A 17500-nucleotide genomic window follows, 5' to 3' on the forward strand; every position below is an offset into this window, starting at 1 on the left:
TGAAAAGTGCGGGGATGAGGTGTGGGTAGCGGAGAAATTCCAATCGAACCTGGAGATAGCTGGTTCTCCCCGAAATAGCTTTAGGGCTAGCCTTAAGTGTAAGAGTCTTGGAGGTAGAGCACTGATTGGACTAGGGGTCCTCATCGGATTACCGAATTCAGTCAAACTCCGAATGCCAATGACTTATCCTTAGGAGTCAGACTGCGAGTGATAAGATCCGTAGTCAAAAGGGAAACAGCCCAGACCGCCAGCTAAGGTCCCAAAGTGTGTATTAAGTGGAAAAGGATGTGGAGTTGCTTAGACAACTAGGATGTTGGCTTAGAAGCAGCCACCATTTAAAGAGTGCGTAATAGCTCACTAGTCGAGTGACTCTGCGCCGAAAATGTACCGGGGCTAAATACACCACCGAAGCTGCGGATTGATACCAATGGTATCAGTGGTAGGGGAGCGTTCTAAGGACAGTGAAGTCAGACCGGAAGGACTGGTGGAGTGCTTAGAAGTGAGAATGCCGGTATGAGTAGCGAAAGACGGGTGAGAATCCCGTCCACCGAATGCCTAAGGTTTCCTGAGGAAGGCTCGTCCGCTCAGGGTTAGTCAGGACCTAAGCCGAGGCCGACAGGCGTAGGCGATGGACAACAGGTTGATATTCCTGTACCACCTCTTTATCGTTTGAGCAATGGAGGGACGCAGAAGGATAGAAGAAGCGTGCGATTGGTTGTGCACGTCCAAGCAGTTAGGCTGATAAGTAGGCAAATCCGCTTATCGCGTATGCTGAGCTGTGATGGGGAAGCTCCTTATGGAGCGAAGTCTTTGATTCCCCGCTGCCAAGAAAAGCTTCTAGCGAGATAAAAGGTGCCTGTACCGCAAACCGACACAGGTAGGCGAGGAGAGAATCCTAAGGTGTGCGAGAGAACTCTGGTTAAGGAACTCGGCAAAATGACCCCGTAACTTCGGGAGAAGGGGTGCTTTCTTAACGGAAAGCCGCAGTGAATAGGCCCAAGCGACTGTTTAGCAAAAACACAGCTCTCTGCGAAGCCGTAAGGCGAAGTATAGGGGGTGACACCTGCCCGGTGCTGGAAGGTTAAGGAGAGGGGTTAGCGTAAGCGAAGCTCTGAACTGAAGCCCCAGTAAACGGCGGCCGTAACTATAACGGTCCTAAGGTAGCGAAATTCCTTGTCGGGTAAGTTCCGACCCGCACGAAAGGTGTAACGATTTGGGCACTGTCTCAACCAGAGACTCGGTGAAATTATAGTACCTGTGAAGATGCAGGTTACCCGCGACAGGACGGAAAGACCCCGTGGAGCTTTACTGTAGCCTGATATTGAATTTTGGTACAGTTTGTACAGGATAGGCGGGAGCCATTGAAACCGGAGCGCTAGCTTCGGTGGAGGCGCTGGTGGGATACCGCCCTGACTGTATTGAAATTCTAACCTACGGGTCTTATCGACCCGGGAGACAGTGTCAGGTGGGCAGTTTGACTGGGGCGGTCGCCTCCTAAAGTGTAACGGAGGCGCCCAAAGGTTCCCTCAGAATGGTTGGAAATCATTCGTAGAGTGCAAAGGCATAAGGGAGCTTGACTGCGAGACCTACAAGTCGAGCAGGGACGAAAGTCGGGCTTAGTGATCCGGTGGTTCCGCATGGAAGGGCCATCGCTCAACGGATAAAAGCTACCCCGGGGATAACAGGCTTATCTCCCCCAAGAGTCCACATCGACGGGGAGGTTTGGCACCTCGATGTCGGCTCATCGCATCCTGGGGCTGTAGTCGGTCCCAAGGGTTGGGCTGTTCGCCCATTAAAGCGGTACGCGAGCTGGGTTCAGAACGTCGTGAGACAGTTCGGTCCCTATCCGTCGTGGGCGTAGGAAATTTGAGAGGAGCTGTCCTTAGTACGAGAGGACCGGGATGGACGCACCGCTGGTGTACCAGTTGTTCTGCCAAGGGCATAGCTGGGTAGCTATGTGCGGAAGGGATAAGTGCTGAAAGCATCTAAGCATGAAGCCCCCCTCAAGATGAGATTTCCCATAGCGTAAGCTAGTAAGATCCCTGAAAGATGATCAGGTTGATAGGTTCGAGGTGGAAGCATGGTGACATGTGGAGCTGACGAATACTAATAGATCGAGGACTTAACCATATAATATGTAGCAAATGTTATCTAGTTTTGAAGGAATATACCTTCAATAGTTTGGTGATGATGGCAGAGAGGTCACACCCGTTCCCATACCGAACACGGAAGTTAAGCTCTCTAGCGCCGATGGTAGTTGGGACCTTGTCCCTGTGAGAGTAGGACGTCGCCAAGCTATTTATATTGTCGCGGGGTGGAGCAGCACGGTAGCTCGTCGGGCTCATAACCCGAAGGTCGCAGGTTCAAATCCTGTCCCCGCAACCAAATGGTCCCGTGGTGTAGTGGTTAACATGCCTGCCTGTCACGCAGGAGATCGCCGGTTCGACCCCGGTCGGGACCGCCATTTCATATAAAGAAAAGAACGAAACAAGTTGTTTCGTATTTTTTTATTTGTTTTAACAAAAAACTAATAAAGACAGTCAAACTATCCTTAGGACAACTCCTAAGGACTTTTTTATATATTCAAAACCTGTATAATAAAGAGCAGAGAACATTGTGAGTAAAGTAGGTGAAGTCTGTGAGTAAATATGAAGTAACAACAAAATCTTCTGAGGAAACACAAAGGTTATCAGAAAAACTAGGTGAGCTCGTAGAGGCACAAGACGTAATTATTTTAGAAGGAGATCTTGGAGCTGGTAAGACGACTTTTACAAAGGGACTAGCAAAAGGTCTTGGAGTGAAAAGAGTTGTAAATAGTCCTACCTTTAATATCATTAAAGAATATAAAGGAAGATTACCGCTATATCATATGGACGTGTATCGCTTAGCAGAAAGTGAAGAGGACTTAGGCTTTGATGAATATTTCTACGGTGAAGGAATTACGGTAGTAGAATGGGCTCATTTAATAGAAGCATATTTACCGAATGAAAAGTTACAAATTAGTTTATTCCATGCTGGAGATGACACAAGAAAAATTATACTCGAGCCAATTGGAGATCGCTATATTAGATTATGTGAGGAGCTATTACAAGATGAAAGTACTAGCAATTGATACTTCAAATTACGTAATGGGTGTATCCCTTATTGAGGAAGAAAACGTAATTGGGGAAATCATTACAAATTTAACAAAAAACCATTCTGTACGTCTTATGCCAGCTGTAGAGAAACTGTTAAAAGAATGCGGTGTAAAACCGAAGGAATTAACTAAAATCGTTGTAGCTGCTGGACCTGGATCCTATACAGGTGTTCGTATAGGCGTGACAGCGGCGAAAACATTAGCTTGGTCACTTCAAATACCAATTGTAGGTGTATCAAGTTTAGAGGTAGTAGCTGCAAACGGTGCTAACTTTAACGGGTTAATTTGTCCTTTATTTGATGGAAGACGTGGGCAAATTTATACTGGGTTATATACATATGAAGGAGAGCAGTTAACTTCAATAGAAGAAGACCGAATTATTCTTATTGTAGACTGGTTGCAAATGTTAAAAGATAAAGGACAGCCTGTTTTATTTATCGGTAACGATGTTAAATTGCATAAAGAAACAATTATAGAACATTTAGGTGATCAAGCTGTATTCGCTCCATTTACTAAAAATAACCCAAGACCAAGTGAGCTAGCATTCTTAGGATTACAAAAAGAAGAACAAGATGTGCATACGTTTGTTCCAAGCTATCTTCGTTTAGCTGAAGCTGAAACAAAGTGGTTAGAAAGTCAAAACAAGTAGGAGCTTGCAGAAGATGGATATGATATTTAGAAAGATGGAGCTTGATGATATTGCTCAAATTGTAGCTATTGAAGAAGCGTCTTTTTCAACTCCTTGGACTGCAGATGCCTTTCACCGTGAATTAACGATGAATGAACATGCACATTATATTGTGTTAGAAAAAGATGGTCGTGTAGTCGGGTATTGTGGATTGTGGATAATTATTGATGAATCACATATAACAAATATAGCTATTTTGCCAGAATACCGAGGTCAAAAGTTAGGAGATGCCCTATTGAAAGCAGTTATTTCTGAAGCGAAAGAACTAGGGGTAAAAACAATGACACTTGAAGTACGTGTATCAAATGAAGTAGCAAAGCAGTTATACAGAAAATACGGATTTCAAAATGGTGGGATTCGTAAACGATACTATGCAGACAATCAGGAAGATGGTCTCGTAATGTGGGTGAATATATAATGGAAAAAAATACGATTATACTTGGTATTGAAACAAGTTGTGATGAAACAGCAGTAGCAGTTGTTAAAAATGGAACGGAAATTATTGCGAATGTCGTTGCATCACAAATTGAAAGTCATAAACGTTTTGGCGGCGTTGTACCAGAGATTGCATCCCGTCATCATGTAGAAGAAATTACAGTTGTGTTAGAAGAAGCTTTAAAGGAAGCAAATATCACATTTGATGATATTGATGCAATTGCTGTAACAGAAGGTCCTGGTTTAGTAGGAGCACTTCTAATTGGAGTAAATGCAGCGAAGGCAGTAGCGTTTGCACATGATATTCCGTTAGTCGGTGTTCATCATATTGCTGGTCATATTTATGCGAACCGTTTAGTAAAAGAAGTTCAATTCCCGTTATTATCACTTGTTGTATCTGGTGGGCATACAGAACTTGTTTATATGAAAGAACATGGTTCATTCGAAGTAATTGGTGAAACACGAGACGATGCAGCTGGAGAAGCATATGATAAAGTAGCTCGTACGTTATCTATGCCATATCCAGGTGGTCCTCATATTGATCGCCTTGCACATGAAGGAGAACCGACAATTGATTTGCCTCGTGCATGGCTAGAACCGGATTCGTATGATTTTAGCTTTAGTGGATTGAAATCAGCAGTTATCAACACTGTGCATAACGCAAAACAGCGCGGTATAGAAATTGCACCAGAAGATTTAGCGGCAAGTTTCCAAGAAAGTGTAATAGATGTACTTGTAACGAAAGCAGCTCGTGCAGCAGAAGCTTACAATGTAAAGCAATTACTTCTTGCTGGTGGAGTAGCTGCTAATAAAGGACTTCGTGCGCGATTAGAAGAGGAATTTGCACAAAAAGAAAACATTGAATTAATTATTCCGCCGCTATCTTTATGCACAGATAATGCAGCGATGATTGCAGCGGCAGGGACAATTGCTTATGAACAAGGTAAGCGTGCAACATTAGCCTTAAATGCAAATCCAGGATTAGATATTGAAGCATAGTTATACACATAATTAACCACAGGTTGTGGATAAAACCCATATTATCTGTTGATAATGTGGGTTTTATTGTGTATATAAAATGTTGATAACTTTTTTGTTGACTGTGGATAATGTGGAAAAGTTATTTTGATGTTTATTTTATAAAGGTGGATATGTGTATAAACTTGTGGATAAATAGGTTGATGTCAGACCTTTGAATTTGTTCTTTTTCGGGAAATAAAAAGCAAGAAGATATCCCCGAAAAACATTTTGAAACATCTCCCCATTATAGAAGATGCTAATCTTGTCAATCTTTGTCGTTAAAACGATATTTCGTGTCGAATTGTTAATATATATAGGGTTACAATAGATATATTTAAAAAATCGTTAGTATATTCTAAGTTACGATAGATATATTCAAAAAATTGTTTAAGTACTAAAAAAAGATGTCACATAGTCAAAAATCCTGACTTATGAGACATCTTCCTTATTTAAATATGCTTATACATGCAGCTCTTCCCATTCTGCCATACAAGTTTCAAGTTGTTCTTGTAGCGTTTGCTTTTTAGTTGTAATTTCACTAGCTTTTTCATAATCTGCATATATTTCTGGTAAGCAAAGTTGATCTTCTAACGTAGCAATTTCTTCTTCTAATTCCACTATACTTTGTTCTAGCTCTTCAATTTTTCTAGTGCGTTGACGCTCTAGTTTTTTACGCTCTTTTTCTTCTAAATAATTTAATTTCTCTTGTGCAACCACCTTTTGAACAGGAACGTCACTTTCTTGCTGTTCAAGTTCTGCACGTTCAATCATTTCATTTTTCTTTTCAACGTAGTAATCGTAATCCCCTAAATATTCCTGTGCACCTTCTGTTGATAACTCAACCACAGTCGTTGTTACACGGTTAATAAAGTAGCGGTCATGTGAGACGAATAGAAGAGTCCCTGGGTAATCAATTAAAGCATTCTCCAAAATCTCTTTACTATTTAAATCAAGGTGGTTCGTAGGCTCATCTAGAATTAACAAATTTGACTTTTGCATCATAAGTTTTGCAAGAGCTAATCGAGCTTTTTGTCCACCACTAAGGGAAGATACTGGTTTCAGTACATCATCTCCTGTGAATAAAAAATTCCCAAGTATAGTACGGATTTCTTTTTCCGGTTGCAGTGGATATTCATCCCATAGTTCATTTAAAACCCGTTTAGAAGATGTTAAGTTTGCTTGTTCTTGATCATAATAACCAACAGATACATTTGATCCGAAAGAAACATCACCATTTAATAGTGGTAACTTATTCACAATGGATTTTAACAATGTGGATTTCCCAATTCCGTTTGGACCAACTAAAGCAACACTATCTCCGCGAGTTAAGCGCATAGTTACATGTTCAATTATAGGGTTTCCATCATAGCCGATGGTTGCATCATTTACTTGTAAAACATCATTTCCACTTTGTTTTTCAATATCGAAGTGGAATGATGCTGACTTAGAATCCCCTAATGGTCTCGTTAATAATTCCATTCTGTCTAGTTGTTTACGGCGACTTTGAGCACGTTTCGTTGTAGAAGCGCGAGCTATATTCTTTTGAACGAAGTCCTCAAGTTTTGCGATTTCATCTTGTTGTTTTTCGTAACGTTTCATTTCTTGCTCATATAATGCTGATTTTAAGTCTAAATATTTACTGTAGTTACCAACAAATCGTCTGCTTTCTTTATTCGAAATTTCATATACTTGTGTAACGAGTTTGTCTAAGAAATAACGGTCATGTGAGACGATTAATATTGCGCCAGGATAACCTTGCAAATATTGCTCAAGCCATGTTAATGTTTCGATGTCTAAATGGTTTGTAGGCTCGTCCAAAATAAGTAAGTCTGGTTTTGTTAATAATAATTTCCCGAGAGCTAATCTTGTTTTTTGCCCGCCGCTTAAAGTAGAGATCGTCGTCTGGTGCGTTTCAACTGGGAAGCCAAGGCCGCTTAAAATGGAGCGAATATCCGCTTCATATTGATATCCACCTTGATCTTTATAATTGAGTTGTAGTTGGTCATAATCAGCTAACAATCTTTCATATGTAGCTTCGTTTGAAAAGTTTTCTTCTTTTCCCATTTCTTGCTCAAGCCTTCGAAGTTTTGTCTCCATTTGCTGTAAGTGGGTAAAGACGGTTAGCATTTCATCCCAAATTGTTAAAGACGTTTCTAGTCCAGTATTTTGAGCTAAATATCCGATTGAGACATCTTTCGGTTTTATAATTTCGCCACCATCATGAGATAATTCACCAGCGATAATTTTTAATAATGTAGATTTTCCTGCTCCATTCCTTCCAACTAATGCGATACGATCTTTTGTTTGTACTTCCAATTTTATGTTTGCAAGAATCGTTTCTGCACCGTATAATTTCGAAAGCGCGTTTACTTGTAATAAAATCAATGTTTTCACCTCAAATAATTTCTTAACTTTGCCATGTTTATATTTCTCAATCATACTAAAAATAGTGTATAGTTTAAAATAAAGAGAGAATACTTCTTCTCTTTATTATACAAGGAATTTAATGAGTGCTAAACTTCTGTATTTGATTAAAGTATATGAATAAAGATAGGAAGAGAGGAGAGGTCATATGGATCAGCAAAAGATTCCACAAGCCACTGCTAAAAGATTGCCTCTATACTATCGATTTATCCAAAACTTATCTCTTTCTGGTAAGCAGCGTGTTTCATCGGCCGAATTGAGTGAGGCAGTAAAAGTAGATTCTGCAACAATACGAAGAGATTTTTCGTATTTTGGAGCGTTAGGGAAAAAGGGATATGGATATAACGTAAATTATTTATTATCATTTTTCCGCGAAACACTTGATCAAGATGATATAACACGTGTAGCACTTATTGGAGTAGGTAATTTAGGGACCGCTTTCTTACATTATAATTTCACGAAAAACAATAATACAAAAATTGAAATGGCATTTGATGTTAGTGAAGAGAAAGTTGGAACAGAAATCGGGGGCATTCCTGTATATCATTTAGATGAATTAGAAGAGAGATTATCAAATGATATACAAGTGGCAATATTAACAGTACCGGCTACAGTAGCACAAGCTGTAGCAGATAGATTAGCTGAAACAAGCGTGCACGGTATTTTGAATTTCACACCAGCGCGATTAAACGTATCAGAGAATATTAGAATTCATCATATTGACTTAGCTGTAGAGTTACAAACATTAGTTTACTTTTTGAAAAACTATCCACAATAAAACGCAGAGGAAGCGACCTCTGCGTTTTATTATTGTTTCTTCTTTGTGAATTTAACTAATATAAGGCGAAGTGCCAAATTAAAATCAATTGTTGCCATAACTGCAAATAGTATTGTCCACATATTCCAGATTGTATCTGTCACGTTCGTAATGGCGAAGCGTGTAAAGATACATCCAAGAAGGAAGTATAGTGCAGCCATGAACAATGGTGAGTTTCTCATACAAAAAATCCTCCGATAAAGCCTTGCATTTTTTCAGCTTCTTTAATCATTTCTTGAATTTGTTCATTGCTCATAAAAATTTGCCCAATAGCGACTAATGTATTCATCGCAACATGAGCTGCAATCGGAACGATAATACGTTTCGTCTTCACATATAAGAAGGCAAATACGAGCCCCATAGCAGTGTATACCAATAAGTGAGTAAAATCAAAATGAATTGTTGCGAATACAAGCGAACTAATGATAGCTGCGATAAAGAAGTTAAACTTCTTATAAAGCGTGCCGAATAGAATTTTTCTAAATACGATTTCTTCTAAGATAGGTCCAATTATAGATACAACAATAAGGAACCAAGGTATCGTTCTTGCGATGTCCATCAGTCTGTCTGTATTCTCAGATCCACGTGGAACCCCAAATACATACATTTCAATCATACCTGCAATGGATTGTGAGATGATTGCTAAGAAGAACCCGATAAAAATCCATCCAATAGTAGCTGGAACAGAAGAGCGCATTGGATCTAAATGCCTGTCACGAATATCTGTTCTAAGTAACCAAAGCACGATACATAATGCAATAAAGAAGCTAATGATTGCCCAGTGTCCCGTTATGATTTGTCCTTTTTCTTCAATGGTAAATCCTCTATTATCATAGAGTCCTGTTTTTAGGAGAAGTGGTAATCCAACAACGCCAGATAACTGCATTAAAATGTATGTAACGATAATCCACCAGTATTGTTTCTTCAAATGGTTTAACCATCCTTTCTAACTATAGTGTATGAGATAAGTTAGGATAACATGTAAATATGCTACCTACGATATAAACCTCTTGAATTATGTTTTTTTCGTAAATCCTTATTTGAAATTATAATAGAAGACAGGAGAAAGTTGTATGTGTAGCGAAAACAACTTAGGGTGTCCTTTCATATTGTAACATACGAGCAGTGGAAACAACGATTCATATAGTAAAGGCAGTATTGTATATAGAAAGTTTATATAGTGATTTGCGAAAAAATTATGATTTTTTTACTTGCAAAAGAAATTGAGATTATTTATTATTATAAGTGTGTTAGCACTCGGATGACTTGAGTGCTAATAAAAGAAATTTACATAACAAAATGAGGAGGTTATTGTTCATGCTAAAGCCATTAGGTGATCGCGTTGTAATTGAGCTTGTTCAAGCAGAAGAAAAAACAGCAAGTGGTATCGTATTACCAGATACTGCAAAAGAAAAACCACAAGAGGGTAAAGTTGTTGCAGTAGGTACTGGTCGAGTGCTTGAGAATGGTGAGCGTGTTGCTTTAGAGGTAGCAGCAGGTGATCTTATCATCTTCTCAAAATATGCAGGTACTGAAGTGAAATATGAAGGTACAGACTACTTGATTTTACGTGAAAGTGACATTTTAGCAGTTATCGGTTAATTATATAAATCTTAAAAAATCCAAGGGGGTCAATTATTATGGCAAAAGATATTAAATTTAGTGAAGAAGCACGTCGTTCGATGCTTCGCGGTGTCGACACTCTTGCAAACGCAGTAAAAGTTACGCTTGGACCAAAAGGTCGTAACGTTGTACTTGAGAAAAAATTTGGTTCACCACTTATTACAAATGATGGTGTAACAATCGCAAAAGAAATCGAATTAGAAGATGCATTCGAAAACATGGGTGCGAAATTAGTAGCAGAAGTTGCTAGCAAAACAAATGACGTAGCTGGTGACGGAACAACAACTGCAACTGTATTAGCGCAAGCTATGATTCGTGAAGGTCTTAAAAACGTAACAGCTGGTGCGAACCCAATGGGTCTTCGTAAAGGTATCGAAAAAGCTGTTACTGCTGCAATTGAAGAATTAAAAACGATTTCTAAACCAATCGAAGGCAAATCTTCTATCGCACAAGTAGCTGCTATTTCTGCAGCTGACGAAGAAGTAGGTCAATTAATCGCTGAAGCAATGGAGCGCGTTGGTAACGACGGCGTTATTACTTTAGAAGAGTCTAAAGGATTCACAACAGAATTAGACGTAGTAGAAGGTATGCAATTTGATCGTGGCTATGCATCTCCTTACATGATTACTGATTCTGACAAAATGGAAGCAGTTCTTGATAACCCATATATCTTAATTACTGACAAAAAGATTTCTAACATTCAAGAAATCTTACCAGTATTAGAGCAAGTGGTACAACAAGGTAAACCACTTCTTATCATTGCTGAAGATGTAGAAGGCGAAGCATTAGCTACATTAGTAGTGAACAAACTTCGTGGTACATTCAATGTAGTAGCTGTTAAAGCTCCTGGATTTGGTGACCGTCGTAAAGCAATGCTAGAAGATATCGCAATCTTAACTGGTGGCGAAGTGATCACTGAAGAATTAGGCCGTGACTTAAAATCTGCTACAGTTGAATCTTTAGGACGCGCTGGTAAAGTTGTTGTTACAAAAGAAAACACAACTGTAGTTGAAGGTGTAGGAAGCACAGAACAAATCGAAGCTCGCATCGGTCAAATCCGTGCGCAATTAGAAGAAACAACTTCTGAATTCGATCGTGAAAAATTACAAGAGCGTCTTGCTAAACTAGCAGGTGGCGTAGCAGTAATTAAAGTAGGTGCAGCAACTGAAACTGAGTTAAAAGAGCGCAAACTTCGCATTGAAGATGCACTTAACTCAACTCGTGCAGCAGTAGAAGAAGGTATCGTTGCAGGTGGTGGTACTTCACTTATGAACGTATACACAAAAGTAGCTTCTATCGTAGCTGAAGGCGACGAAGCAACAGGTATCAACATCGTACTTCGCGCACTAGAAGAGCCAGTTCGTCAAATCGCAATCAACGCTGGTCTAGAAGGATCTGTAGTTGTAGAGCGTCTAAAAGGCGAAAAAGTAGGCGTTGGTTTCAACGCAGCTACTGGCGAATGGGTTAACATGCTTGAGTCTGGTATCGTAGATCCAGCTAAAGTAACTCGTTCTGCACTTCAAAACGCAGCATCTGTTGCAGCTATGTTCTTAACAACTGAAGCTGTAGTAGCTGACAAGCCAGAACCAAATGCACCAGCAATGCCTGACATGGGCGGCATGGGCATGGGCGGTATGGGCGGAATGATGTAATTCCGTTTGTCCTAAAAAACATCCATTTCTATATAGAAATGGATGTTTTTTTATGTTTTTTAGAAAAGGAAATGAATTTCTGTAGAATTTTGTCGCTTTCTCTCTTGACCATATTGATACTTCATTGTTAGAATCTAGGAAGATAATATAAAACGATCCTTCATATATCCTCAATGATATGGTTTGAGAGTCTCTACCGGGTTACCGTAAACAACCTGACTATGAAGGCAGTGTGTCTTATATTTATAAAGAGCGGAGACTATCTTTCTTTATAAAGCCAGACCCCTGCCTTTTCTTTGTTATGAGACTAGAGGCGGAGGACTGGCTTTTTTTATTATATTGGTAATGCTTTTCGCCAAATTGGTGAAAATATTTATATACGAGAACTAACGTTGGGGTGATTATTTTGAAGAAACAACACGATACAATTATCGTTTTAGATTTTGGAAGTCAATACAATCAGTTAATAGCACGTCGAATTCGTGAGTTCGGTGTATACAGTGAACTTCATCCACATACAATTACTGCAGAAGAAATTAAAGCAATGAACCCAAAAGGGATTATTTTCTCTGGTGGACCAAATAGTGTATACGGTGAAGGTGCATTACATTGTGATGAAAAAATCTTTGAACTAGGTTTACCAATCTTCGGTATTTGTTACGGTATGCAGCTTATGACGCAACAATTCGGTGGTAAAGTAGAGCGTGCAAATCACCGTGAGTACGGAAAAGCTGTTCTTAAAGTAGAGAACGAATCAAAATTATATGCGAACCTTCCAGAAGAGCAAGTTGTATGGATGAGCCATGGCGACTTAGTAACTGGTTTACCTGAAGGATTCGTAGTAGATGCAACAAGTGAGTCTTGCCCAATTGCTGGTATGAGCAATGAAGCGAAAAACTTATACGGTGTACAATTCCACCCAGAAGTACGTCACTCTGAGCACGGTAACGATTTAATTAAAAACTTCGTATTCGGTGTATGTGGTTGTTCTGAAGGATGGAACATGGAGAACTTTATTGAAGTAGAATTAGAAAAGATTCGTGAAACTGTTGGAGACAAAAAAGTACTATGCGCACTTAGTGGCGGTGTAGACTCTTCTGTTGTAGCAGTATTAATTCATAAAGCAATTGGTGATCAATTAACATGTATTTTCGTTGACCACGGTTTACTTCGTAAAGGTGAAGCAGAAGGCGTTATGAAAACATTTAGCGAAGGCTTCCATATGAACGTTATTAAAGTGGATGCAAGAGACCGCTTCATGGACAAGTTAAAAGGTGTAGAAGATCCAGAACAAAAACGTAAAATCATCGGTAACGAATTCATTTACGTATTTGATGATGAAGCGTCAAAATTACAAGGTATGGACTTCTTAGCGCAAGGTACACTTTACACAGATATCGTTGAGAGTGGTACAGCAACTGCGCAAACAATTAAATCTCACCATAACGTTGGTGGACTTCCAGAAGACATGCAGTTCAAATTAATTGAGCCTTTAAACACGTTATTTAAAGACGAAGTACGTGTATTAGGATCTGAATTAGGAATTCCTGATGAAATCGTATGGCGTCAACCATTCCCAGGACCGGGTCTTGGTATTCGTGTATTAGGTGAAATCACAGAAGAGAAATTAGAAATCGTTCGTGAATCTGATGCGATTTTACGTGAAGAAATTATTAAAGCGGGCTTAGACCGTGAAATCTGGCAATACTTCACTGCGCTTCCTGGTATGCGTAGCGTAGGTGTTATGGGTGACGAGCGTACTTACGATTACACAGTAGGTATCCGTGCGGTAACATCTATCGACGGTATGACAGCTGACTGGGCACGTATCCCTTGGGACGTATTAGAGAAAATCTCTGTACGTATCGTAAACGAAGTAAAACACGTTAACCGTATCGTGTATGATGTAACGAGTAAGCCACCAGCAACTATTGAGTGGGAATAGTATTTATAAAAAGGTCCATCTATTGCTTATGCATAGGTGGATCTTTTTTATTTTGGTGTTAATACGAACGAAACTATAAAAGTTTATAAAAACGTTCGTTTTTAAATTGACAAAACTACTTCGTCGAGTTAATATGATTATGTAATTCAAACGAAAAGTGAATATTATGCCGTCGTATAATATCGGGGATATGGCCCGAAAGTTTCTACCTAGCTACCGTAAATGGCTTGACTACGAGGCGTTTTTATAAAGGTGAGGGGAATCTTATCTTTATTCATAGAACGCTTCCATGTATATATGCAATGGAAGCCTTTTTTATTTCTCGGGATAAAAGAGGGCTAGGGTGAAATACGGCGAGTAATCATATAACGGGGGAAACGTAAGATGAAACGCTATTTTCAGTTTGATGAGCTCGGTACGAATTATAAGACTGAGTTCATAGCAGGGTTAACGACATTTCTATCTATGGCTTACGTACTATTTGTCAATCCTGCTACGCTGTCGCTTGGAAATGTTAAAGGGTTACCAGCAGGTACAGGGATGGATCCAGGGGCAGTATTCGTTGCTACGGCATTAGCGGCAGCGATCGGTTCGTTAATTATGGGTATTTTCGCGAAGTATCCAATTGCTTTAGCGCCAGGTATGGGAATTAACGCGTTCTTTGCTTATACAGCAGTGTTAACGATGGGGATTCCATGGCAAACAGCAATTGCCGGAACATTAATGTCAGGTATTATCTTTATTATTCTTACTGCTTCAGGTATTCGTGAAAAAATCATCAATGCAATTCCATCGGAGTTAAAGTTTGCAGTGGCAGCAGGTATCGGATTGTTCATTGCATTTCTTGGATTCCAAAATGCCGGAATTATCGTGAAAAATGATGCAGTTCTTGTTGGGTTGGGGGACTTAACAAAGGGTACAACGTTACTAGCAATCTTCGGGGTTGTTACTACGATCATCTTCATGATTAAGAAAATTAATGGTGCAGTATTTTACGGTATGATTCTTACAGCGATCTTAGGAGTAGCAACAGGATTAATTGATACTCCGAAAGCTGTGGTGGGAGCAATACCGAGTCTAGAACCAACGTTCGGCGTGGCGTTAACGCACTTCGGAGATATTTTCACAGTTCAAATGGGGATTGTTATTATAACGTTCTTCTTTATCGATTTCTTTGATACAGCAGGTACGCTTGTAGCGGTTGCAAATCAAGCAGGATTAATGAAGAACAATAAATTACCACGTGCAGGAAAAGCGTTATTTGCAGATGCGATTGCAACTGTAATTGGTGCGATCTTGGGTACATCAACAACAACGTCTTACATTGAATCGTCTGCAGGGGTAGCAGCAGGAGGACGTTCTGGATTTACAGCAGTTGTAACAGCAGGATTCTTTTTACTGGCACTATTCTTCTCGCCATTACTAAGTGTTGTAACGCCAGCAGTAACGGCGCCGGCTTTAATTATTGTAGGAATCTTGATGGTTTCTTCCTTAGGGGAAATTGATTGGAAGAAATTCGAGATTGCAGTGCCAGCATTCTTTACAATTATCTCTATGCCACTTACGTATAGTATCGCAACTGGGATTGCGATTGGATTTATCTTCTATCCAATTACAATGGTAGTGAGTGGTCGTCGTAAAGAGGTTCATCCGATTATGTATGTTATGGGAGTTTTATTCGTACTATATTTCATCTACGTTCGTAAATAAAAGGGGTTTTTTAAAGGTCTAGACTTAAGGGGAGTCTAGACCTTTTTTGCGTCTTCAGAAAATCTTAAGGATTTCCGAGCGTTTTTCTTCAGAAGTTTTCCTATAATAGAAGTTAGGGATTAAAAAAGTGATGGGGGAGATATTGTGGCACACGAAACAATACTTGTCGTAGATGATGAAAAAGAAATTCGGAATTTAATTACAATCTATTTAAAGAATGAAGGATATAAAGTATTACAAGCAGAAGACGGAGAAGAAGGGTTACGTCTATTGGAAGAAAATGAAGTACATCTAGTCGTATTAGATATTATGATGCCGAAAGTGGATGGTATTCATATGTGTATGAAGGTAAGGGAAGCGAAAGAAATGCCTATTATTATGCTTTCTGCCAAAACGCAAGATATGGATAAGATTTTAGGATTAACAACAGGGGCAGATGATTATGTAACGAAGCCGTTTAATCCGTTAGAGCTAATTGCACGAATTAAATCTCAGTTACGCCGTTATATGAAAATGAATGGTTTCGCTATTCAAAATGAGGACGAGTTAGAAATTGGGGAGATGAAAATCAACATCTCGACCCATAAAGTTATTGTAGAGGGAGAAGAAGTGAAACTAACTCCGAGGGAATTTTCAATTTTAGAATTGCTAGCTAGAAATCCAGGTATGGTGTTTAGTGCGGAGCAAATTTATGAAAAGGTGTGGAACGAACGATCTTTCCAGTCTGATAATACTGTAATGGTGCATATTCGAAAAGTGCGTGAAAAGATTGAGGAGAATCCAAGGAAACCTAGATATATAAAAACAGTATGGGGAGTGGGGTATAAGATTGAAAAAGATATTTAATCCGTTTACTTATATAAGGAAAATAAGACAATTAATTGAGAAATTAGTAAAGAGCGTACGAAAGAGTATAAGGATTCAATTGATTACTACTTTTGCTGCTTGTGCGTTATTAGGAGTTTTGTCAGCAAAGGCAGCAGCACCGTTTTTTGAGAATGCGAATCGTCAAGCAACTATCGATTATCGGGCTGGTATGGAACAAATTAATCACCAAGCTCAAGGAGCGGCAAATAGTTCGGTTCATGAAAATAAATTAGAAGCTATATCAAATATGATCGAAATGGAGAACCAAAATTTAGAGCAAGGGTCTAGAGCTTTGAAGATATTGGTTACTGATGAAAGTGGCAAAGTTTTATATAAAACAAAGCAAGCGCAAGAAGAGCAAATCGATTTGCATAATACGATTCGTAATGCAGCATCATTCGCGATTAATTATACAGATGGTAGAAATGTATTTGAAAGTACAAGAAAAGAGTTTATATCTTTTTCACCTATTACTATTGAAGGAAAGAATTTGTACATGTTTGTTAGTGGAATTCCAGAGGGAGAGGTAATATATGATACGCAAGAAGGACCATTCCCGTTTTTAATTGGTGTACTTGTATTCATTTTCTCTTTCTTCTATATAACAAAGAGAAAGATGAAGCAGATTGAAGCAATGGCACAAGGCGTAAAGGAAATAGAAAGAGGTAACTTAGCCTACCGCATTGAGAAAAAAGGTGAAGATGAGATTGCAGCTTTAACGGAGAATATTAATAATATGGCAGAAGAGCTTATGAATAATATAGAAAAGGAACGTAAATTAGAAAAGCAAAAGAATGAGCTTATCACAAATGTATCGCATGATTTGCGTACACCACTTACTTCTATTATGGGTTACTTACGATTACTTCGAGATTCTAAATATGAAAATAAAGAACAACACGATGAGTATACGAGAATTGCTTTTGCAAAGTCGGAGCAGTTAAAAAATTTAATAGAAGATTTATTTGAGTATACGAAGTTAACAAATGAACAAGTTGTATTAGAAAAACAAGAAGTATGTGTAAATGAGTTGCTTGAGCAATTAATAGAAGAGTTAGTACCGCAAGCGGAAGAGCATGGACTTACGTTTGTTAAGAAGTTTCCTGAGGAACGTGCTTATGCATCGATTGATTCGGAAAAGATGGTTCGTGTATTTGATAATTTACTAATGAATGCAATTAAG

Annotated in this window: 14 protein-coding genes, 2 tRNA genes, 2 rRNA genes and 2 riboswitches (2 of these 20 running past the window's edge); of the genes, 15 read left to right on the plus strand and 3 right to left on the minus strand. The window is 39.0% G+C overall.

The genetic code is table 11. The features are described 5' to 3' along the window. The 8 genes from C3Y97_RS01460 to tsaD all read left to right on the plus strand — a co-directional run. A 23S ribosomal RNA gene (locus C3Y97_RS01460) occupies nt 1–2130 on the plus strand; it begins 792 nt to the left of the window's first position. 50 nt (nt 2131–2180) lie between these two features. After that, nucleotides 2181–2296: ribosomal RNA gene (rrf, locus tag C3Y97_RS01465) — 5S ribosomal RNA — on the plus strand. Between the two features lie 12 nt (nt 2297–2308). Then, nucleotides 2309–2385: transfer RNA gene (locus tag C3Y97_RS01470), tRNA-Met, on the plus strand. A 3-nt stretch (nt 2386–2388) separates the two neighbouring features. Continuing rightward, nucleotides 2389–2464 (plus strand) — tRNA-Asp (locus C3Y97_RS01475). Nucleotides 2465–2638: 174 nt separating this feature from the next. Further along, nucleotides 2639–3112, plus strand: coding sequence for a tRNA (adenosine(37)-N6)-threonylcarbamoyltransferase complex ATPase subunit type 1 TsaE (gene tsaE / locus C3Y97_RS01480; protein WP_000049642.1), 474 nt, complete (start codon nt 2639–2641; stop codon nt 3110–3112). Next, nucleotides 3093–3785 carry a tRNA (adenosine(37)-N6)-threonylcarbamoyltransferase complex dimerization subunit type 1 TsaB gene (gene tsaB, locus C3Y97_RS01485; protein ID WP_000865740.1) on the plus strand — a complete coding sequence of 231 codons (693 nt, stop codon included), beginning with the start codon at nt 3093–3095 and terminating at the stop codon, nt 3783–3785. The genes tsaE and tsaB overlap by 20 nt, the downstream gene beginning before the upstream one ends. A 13-nt stretch (nt 3786–3798) precedes the next feature. Continuing rightward, the gene (gene rimI, locus C3Y97_RS01490; protein ID WP_000367190.1) at nt 3799–4242 is read left to right on the plus strand and encodes a ribosomal protein S18-alanine N-acetyltransferase; all 444 of its coding nucleotides are present in this window, start codon (nt 3799–3801) and stop codon (nt 4240–4242) included. After that, nucleotides 4242–5258 (plus strand): tRNA (adenosine(37)-N6)-threonylcarbamoyltransferase complex transferase subunit TsaD, encoded by a 1017-nt coding sequence (gene tsaD / locus C3Y97_RS01495; RefSeq protein ID WP_000414585.1) that lies wholly within the window; start codon nt 4242–4244, stop codon nt 5256–5258. The genes rimI and tsaD overlap by 1 nt, the downstream gene beginning before the upstream one ends. 480 nt (nt 5259–5738) lie before the next feature. Here tsaD and C3Y97_RS01500 read toward each other — a convergent pair whose 3' ends face one another. Continuing rightward, entirely contained in the window at nt 5739–7664 is a 1926-nt protein-coding gene (locus tag C3Y97_RS01500; protein ID WP_000602149.1) for an ABC-F family ATP-binding cassette domain-containing protein, read from the minus strand. Nucleotides 7665–7851: 187 nt separating this feature from the next. Here C3Y97_RS01500 and C3Y97_RS01505 point away from each other — a divergent pair, with 187 nt between their 5' ends. Next, nucleotides 7852–8481 (plus strand): redox-sensing transcriptional repressor Rex, encoded by a 630-nt coding sequence (locus C3Y97_RS01505; RefSeq protein ID WP_000372699.1) that lies wholly within the window; start codon nt 7852–7854, stop codon nt 8479–8481. 29 nt (nt 8482–8510) lie between these two features. Here the strand turns inward: C3Y97_RS01505 and C3Y97_RS01510 are convergent, their stop codons facing one another. After that, entirely contained in the window at nt 8511–8702 is a 192-nt protein-coding gene (locus tag C3Y97_RS01510; RefSeq protein WP_001246201.1) for a YdiK family protein, read from the minus strand. After that, on the minus strand, nt 8699–9448 hold the full coding sequence (locus tag C3Y97_RS01515) for a CPBP family intramembrane glutamic endopeptidase (RefSeq protein ID WP_000745324.1): 750 nt from the start codon (nt 9446–9448) through the stop codon (nt 8699–8701). Before C3Y97_RS01515 ends, C3Y97_RS01510 begins: the two co-directional genes overlap by 4 nt. Before the next feature lie 389 nt (nt 9449–9837). Between C3Y97_RS01515 and groES the strand changes: the two genes are divergently transcribed. From groES to ampS, 6 genes are all read left to right on the plus strand, one after another. Next, nucleotides 9838–10122, plus strand: a complete 285-nt coding sequence (groES, locus tag C3Y97_RS01520) for a co-chaperone GroES (protein ID WP_000917311.1) — start codon at nt 9838–9840, stop codon at nt 10120–10122. Nucleotides 10123–10160: 38 nt separating this feature from the next. Next, a complete protein-coding gene (gene groL / locus C3Y97_RS01525) occupies nt 10161–11795 on the plus strand; it encodes a chaperonin GroEL (protein ID WP_001029993.1) in 1635 nt (544 codons plus the stop codon). Nucleotides 11796–11935: 140 nt separating this feature from the next. Beyond that, a riboswitch (purine riboswitch) is annotated at nt 11936–12037 on the plus strand. A gap of 164 nt (nt 12038–12201) precedes the next feature. After that, nucleotides 12202–13740: a glutamine-hydrolyzing GMP synthase gene (gene guaA, locus C3Y97_RS01530; RefSeq protein ID WP_000743924.1), complete on the plus strand. Its 1539-nt coding sequence runs from the start codon at nt 12202–12204 to the stop codon at nt 13738–13740. A 152-nt stretch (nt 13741–13892) separates the two neighbouring features. Further along, a riboswitch (purine riboswitch) is annotated at nt 13893–13994 on the plus strand. Nucleotides 13995–14124: 130 nt separating this feature from the next. After that, on the plus strand, nt 14125–15450 hold the full coding sequence (locus C3Y97_RS01535; RefSeq protein ID WP_000833082.1) for an NCS2 family permease: 1326 nt from the start codon (nt 14125–14127) through the stop codon (nt 15448–15450). 144 nt (nt 15451–15594) lie between these two features. Continuing rightward, nucleotides 15595–16296, plus strand: a complete 702-nt coding sequence (locus C3Y97_RS01540) for a response regulator transcription factor (RefSeq protein WP_000929879.1) — start codon at nt 15595–15597, stop codon at nt 16294–16296. Next, a protein-coding gene (gene ampS / locus C3Y97_RS01545; protein ID WP_000719222.1) for an aminopeptidase AmpS crosses the window boundary here: on the plus strand, nt 16280–17500 show its 5' portion. The gene runs 285 nt beyond the window's last position; 1221 of the gene's 1506 nt are visible here — the first part of the coding sequence; the start codon lies at nt 16280–16282; the stop codon falls past the right edge of the window. The genes C3Y97_RS01540 and ampS overlap by 17 nt, the downstream gene beginning before the upstream one ends.

The organism is Bacillus sp. DU-106 (genome assembly GCF_004799705.1).
GTDB lineage: Bacteria > Bacillota > Bacilli > Bacillales > Bacillaceae_G > Bacillus_A > Bacillus_A cereus.

Excerpts from the sequence above, each read along its gene's own strand:
- tsaB (WP_000865740.1), top strand. The coding sequence starts at position 3,093 with ATGAAAGTACTAGCAATTGATACTTCAAATTACGTAATGGGTGTATCC.
- rimI (WP_000367190.1), top strand. The coding sequence starts at position 3,799 with ATGGATATGATATTTAGAAAGATGGAGCTTGATGATATTGCTCAAATT.
- tsaD (WP_000414585.1), top strand. The coding sequence starts at position 4,242 with ATGGAAAAAAATACGATTATACTTGGTATTGAAACAAGTTGTGATGAA.
- C3Y97_RS01505 (WP_000372699.1), top strand. The coding sequence starts at position 7,852 with ATGGATCAGCAAAAGATTCCACAAGCCACTGCTAAAAGATTGCCTCTA.
- C3Y97_RS01510 (WP_001246201.1), bottom strand. The coding sequence starts at position 8,702 with ATGAGAAACTCACCATTGTTCATGGCTGCACTATACTTCCTTCTTGGA.
- groES (WP_000917311.1), top strand. The coding sequence starts at position 9,838 with ATGCTAAAGCCATTAGGTGATCGCGTTGTAATTGAGCTTGTTCAAGCA.
- groL (WP_001029993.1), top strand. The coding sequence starts at position 10,161 with ATGGCAAAAGATATTAAATTTAGTGAAGAAGCACGTCGTTCGATGCTT.
- C3Y97_RS01535 (WP_000833082.1), top strand. The coding sequence starts at position 14,125 with ATGAAACGCTATTTTCAGTTTGATGAGCTCGGTACGAATTATAAGACT.